This window comes from Paraburkholderia sp. BCC1885, assembly GCF_900996235.1.
GTDB lineage: Bacteria > Pseudomonadota > Gammaproteobacteria > Burkholderiales > Burkholderiaceae > Paraburkholderia.
In genome coordinates, this window is record NZ_CAAJGM010000095.1 from 1 (window position 1) to 518 (window position 518).

The window sequence follows — 518 nt, forward strand, 5'->3', positions numbered from 1 at the left end:
GCCTGCCCTACAACGGCACGGTGCTCGAATGGCTGCGCGCCGAGCGCAGCCAGGGCCGGCCGATCACGCTGGCCACCGCCAGCGCCTCGCACTACGCCAATGCGATCGCCGGCCACCTGGGCCTGTTCGACCGCACCTTCGCCAGCGACGGCGCCGTCAATCTGTCGGCCGACAACAAGCGCGACGCGCTGGTGGGCGCCTACGGCGACAAGGGTTTCGACTATGTAGGCAATTCCCGCGACGATCTCTCCGCCTGGCGCGCGGCCGAGCGCGCCTACGTGGTCAACGCGCCCAAGCGCATCGCGCGCGAGGCGCAGCGCAACGGCAACGTCGAGCACGTGATCGACACGCGCGCCGGCACGCTGCGGGTCTGGGCCCACGCGCTGCGCCTGCACCAATGGCTCAAGAACCTGCTGGTGTTCGTGCCGCTGTTCGCCGCGCATCGTGCCGGCGAGCCGACGATGTTCTGGCAGGGCCTGCTGGCCTTCCTCGCCTTCGGGTTGTGCGCCTCCAGCGTC

1 pseudogene is annotated in these 518 nt (G+C 70.5%); it reads left to right on the top strand.

Going from position 1 to position 518, the window contains the following annotated elements:
* Positions 1–518, top strand: a pseudogene (locus FQ755_RS37220) (hypothetical protein); the annotation flags it as partial.